A 4,220-nucleotide genomic window follows, 5' to 3' on the forward strand; every position below is an offset into this window, starting at 1 on the left:
TTTATTTTATCGTACTCTTTTTTTTCTCATTTTTTTTTGTACGAGTTTTTTGCGTGCTTTCTTTTACTTCGCGCTTATTTAATAGTGTAAAAATGTCCTGATTGAATTCATTTGATTTAAAAAACAAAATTTACAACTCCTTACTTCAAAAAGGGACGACATAATCGTCCCTTTCTATATTTAATAATAGAAATTAAAATTCCATACGGTTTTCTAAAACGGTAATTTATGATTAGTAGTTCTCAATGGTTCCTTTTCATCAAAACCTTCAGTAGTTAATGAAAGAGTAGGGGAACTACATTGAAACTGTGCTTGCTGTAAATTATATATTGTTGAGGCTGCATTCATAAATTCTTGGATTTCACCGGGACTATGAGAAGTTATATATGTTGATATATCAAGCATTTCAATTTCATTAAAGTCTGGCTTCCTTAATATAGGTTCTTCATCCACTGAAGTATAATAGTATGGTTTAGCTGAATAAGTGGTATCATTAGCACCTGTCCCACTTCTAGAGATAGTGACAAAATCTTTTGTAGGATCAATCATGTAAAGATTAAAGTCTGTGTGTAATTTTTGAATGTGGGTTTTCGCTAAAGAGACTAGCTTAATCTTATTATCTAATGGATCATATACACGTAATTTAATCTTCAAATTCGGATATTTACCAGGATTAACGTGACAAAGGGGGCACACATCTGTCCCTGGACAACGTATATATTTGGGTTTTAAGGTAGGTTCATAATGCTCGCGAATACCAACCAGATTTTCATACCAATCGATAAATAAAAGTGTAAGTGGTTTTTTATCTTTAAACGTAAGAAAGGTGTTTCCCACTTTTAAAATTGCATCTAATCCTTTTATTGTCGTCATACTTTATTTCCTCCTTAAATTGACAGGATATATAACGTCATTCAATTGTTATATATCGATATAAAGGTTTATTTAAATTAACTTTGTTTATTCTGTTTATATAAATAAACAGAACTTAAGTTTTTAAATGCAGACTGTAAGTTATGAATCTAGTCAATACTTAATAGTAACAAATCAATAATTAAGCTTAATAATTTTCCAATCAAGTTCATGTAATGAATGGTTATATATATAAAAGAGGGCTGAAATCTAATAAGAAACAGATAAACGCCTTTGAAAATTATTGTCGATGTTGTATACTAGTTGTATATACTAGACTGATTAATAGTTATCGTAATAACTAATTAAATAGTTGCGGAATTTATAATGAAAATAAAAGTTACTTTTGTTTACAAAATGTTCTTAATTGTTTTACAATATTTTTAGGTGATTGTTGTTTGAGGTAGTAGGGAACTAAGTATATTAACAACAATAAATGCTACGCAATTTCTTTAATGCTCTTGTTGAGTGCGATTTATTAATTTTAAGTTCGTTTGCGATTTCGGCTAAATTCATACAGACTCCTAAGCCGTCATATAGCATGTATTCTATGACATGTTGTTCAGTCGGAGTAAATTTATTTCTATGTATTTCAAAATCTGCTTTAACAATTGAGAATTCATATCCTTGTTCGTAAGACTCTTGGCAAAATGTAGGGCAATTGTTTTCACTAGAATCGTCTTCAATAAATCCATCACAATAAAATACTGAAGTCGAATTTTGTTCTACCATTCTATTTGTATAACGATAATAATCAACCACGGTTCTTTTAATAATGGTTTGACAGAATGAAGGTAGCTTTTCAGATGGAACTGTTGTTTGTTGAAGAGATTTCATTATACGCAAGATACAATCTTGTTTCACATCTTCTTTATCTTGATTTCTCACCTTAAATAATTCAAAATTAAAAATTTTAGCTATAGATTCAGAGTTTAGTATTTCCATTATTAAATCTTGAAAGTTTATAGTTGCTGTGTTCATTATATAAATCCCCTTTATTTGAATGAATTAAAATTTACTGCTTAGTAAACTAATTGAATTTGTATTTAATTTATCTAGTAACCCCATCTTAAGTAAGTCATTGGAGTCGATTTTTGAATCTTCAGTGAATTGGGGTGGATAAAGAGTATGATTGACCGTGAATCCTTCCTGTATTAAGTGTTTTGTTGCTTTTTGTGTTGCATCTTTTCCAGCTTTGTCATTGTCAAAAAATAGATCAACTATCTCTATACCTGCTAGATGTAATTCGCGTATTTGGTTTTTAAATAATAATTTCCCGTTAATTGCAACAGCAGGAATACCTACTTGATAGTTACTCATTGCATCTATAGGAGATTCTACGATACGAACTCTTTTAATTCGATTGGCTGATGTACGTAATTGATTAATTAAATGAAGTCCAAATAAAATATCTTTTTTGTTTGGTAATCCTTCGTTGATAAATTTTGAACCGTTATAATTGCTTCCAATTTTTCGTTTTTGTAAAAAGCGAAGATCCCCGTTTCGAGTACGTTGCGGAAATACGATACATTTATTTCTGACATCTATTTTTATTTCGTAAGTATCTAAAGTCTTCATGTTTATTCCACGCTGATTAATTAAATAGGACATTGCTACATTGTAATTTCCTTGATTTTTAAATTTTTCCTCATCCAATTTTTTGAGTGTTTCTTCGGATAATGTATTTGCTTTTATACATTTTTTTCTTGTAGCTAAGATTTTTGTAATGTCTAAAGGTTTACGATTGTCTTCAAAATAGTAATTTGATAATAGGGCTTTTAATCCGTTGCCTCGTTCTAAAACAAAAGCGGTTTCAATTACACAATCTATGGTTCCTAAGTATCCACAACAGAAACAGTGTGTGTGATAGGGAGGGGTTTTAGAAATACCAAATGATGGTCTTGTTTCTGTATGATTCGGACAGCAACACATTATATAATTGCCGTTATCATTTTTCTTTGAAAATGCTGCATGGTTACTTTGATATCTAAGGGAATACTGATACTTAAAACGCAAATCATCTATTAGACTTGTTATATCAAGTGATGTATTTTCGAGAATTTCTACATTTTTTGCTTTTTGCATGTATTTTCATCTCCATTATTAAGACTAGAAGAACTGTTTTTCATACTGATTGTTTATGGTACTAATCAGTCCGGTATCAAAGTTATATCGCACAATGAAACTTTGACCACTAGCATTGCCACGATTTTTTATAACCTGTACTTTAAAGGTATTTTCATTTATTTTGATAATAGATATACCTTTGCTAGCATCTTGAAAAATTGCATAAGTTTCCCCGATATCTTCACCAGTCATCGTGCTATCATTTAGACTTTTTTTTATTCTTTTAGCGGACTCTCTGTTAGCTTGTGCTACTACATAACCTGGAATTCCTGTTCCTAAAATCATTTCACGTACTGCTGCTGATATATCAAATAATCTTTGTCTTAAATCCCCAAAATTATTATTGGAGCTATTTAAGCGTACTTTGGATAATTGATCTAAAACAAAGCGAGTATGTCCTTCAGACTCAAGGACGCGTTGTATTTCAGTAACTGTATAGGGGCGACCACCATTTTTTTGAATATCATAGATGACCATATCTTTTTGCTTTTTCCTTAGTTGATCTAAAAAGAAGATATAACGGTCTTTTTGTTCAGCTGACATAGTACCACGTTGTATGCCTAAATTTGATACACCAGCCAGGACATGATCCCAATTTCGGGCAATTTCTTCGGCACGTTGTTCTAAAGCAAAGTATGCAGGGAAATCCCACTCGATATTACTATTCCAAGCGGACATTAACATAAATGAGGATATTAATGTTTTGCCCATATTAGATGGTGCGAAAACAAGAAAATAATCAGTTTCTTGCCCATCACTTACTAATCCATTAGTCACTAAATCTAATGTTTTAAAGCCTGTAGTCGCTCCTAAAATTTCATTTTCATCTCTACCATGAATTGATAAGTATTTACTCTTACGTGTATCCGCCATTCCAGTATATGAGTATCCTTTGTTGTCAATATTCACAAGTTTTAACATATTCGTGGCATTTAATTTAATATCTAAAATAGCTTCTACAGTTTTCTTTTCAGCGACAAGGTTTGCTGCTTTTTGAAGAAAGGGCTTGAATTTTCTATGTAACCAATCTTCTTTCAGAGCATCTACTACAAATTCTGTTTTTTCTAATTCGACCATTTCAAATTCTTCAAATATATTCATTACGGTTTCTATTGTTGGAAGTTGTTTTTGTAATTTTTTAAAATTTTTAATGTAATTAAAAATATCTTTATGTATAGGAA

Annotated in this window: 4 protein-coding genes; all 4 read right to left on the reverse strand. The window is 30.7% G+C overall.

Annotated elements, in window-relative coordinates; genetic code table 11:
* Nucleotides 1–213 precede the first annotated feature (213 nt).
* On the reverse strand, nucleotides 214–873 hold the full coding sequence (locus ABWK52_RS25980; protein WP_053514165.1) for a hypothetical protein: 660 nt from the start codon (nucleotides 871–873) through the stop codon (nucleotides 214–216).
* Nucleotides 874–1,335: 462 nt separating this feature from the next.
* Nucleotides 1,336–1,893 carry a sigma-70 family RNA polymerase sigma factor gene (locus ABWK52_RS25985; RefSeq protein WP_001090550.1) on the reverse strand — a complete coding sequence of 186 codons (558 nt, stop codon included), beginning with the start codon at nucleotides 1,891–1,893 and terminating at the stop codon, nucleotides 1,336–1,338.
* Nucleotides 1,894–1,920: 27 nt separating this feature from the next.
* A complete protein-coding gene (locus tag ABWK52_RS25990; protein WP_098507688.1) occupies nucleotides 1,921–2,997 on the reverse strand; it encodes a toprim domain-containing protein in 1,077 nt (358 codons plus the stop codon).
* 24 nt (nucleotides 2,998–3,021) lie between these two features.
* Nucleotides 3,022–4,220, reverse strand: a 1,199-nt coding sequence (locus ABWK52_RS25995) for a DnaB-like helicase C-terminal domain-containing protein (RefSeq protein WP_353772229.1), incomplete at its 5' end; no start/stop codon positions are given.

Source organism: Bacillus sp. AP50, from assembly GCF_040492675.1.
GTDB classification, from domain to species: domain Bacteria; phylum Bacillota; class Bacilli; order Bacillales; family Bacillaceae_G; genus Bacillus_A; species Bacillus_A cereus.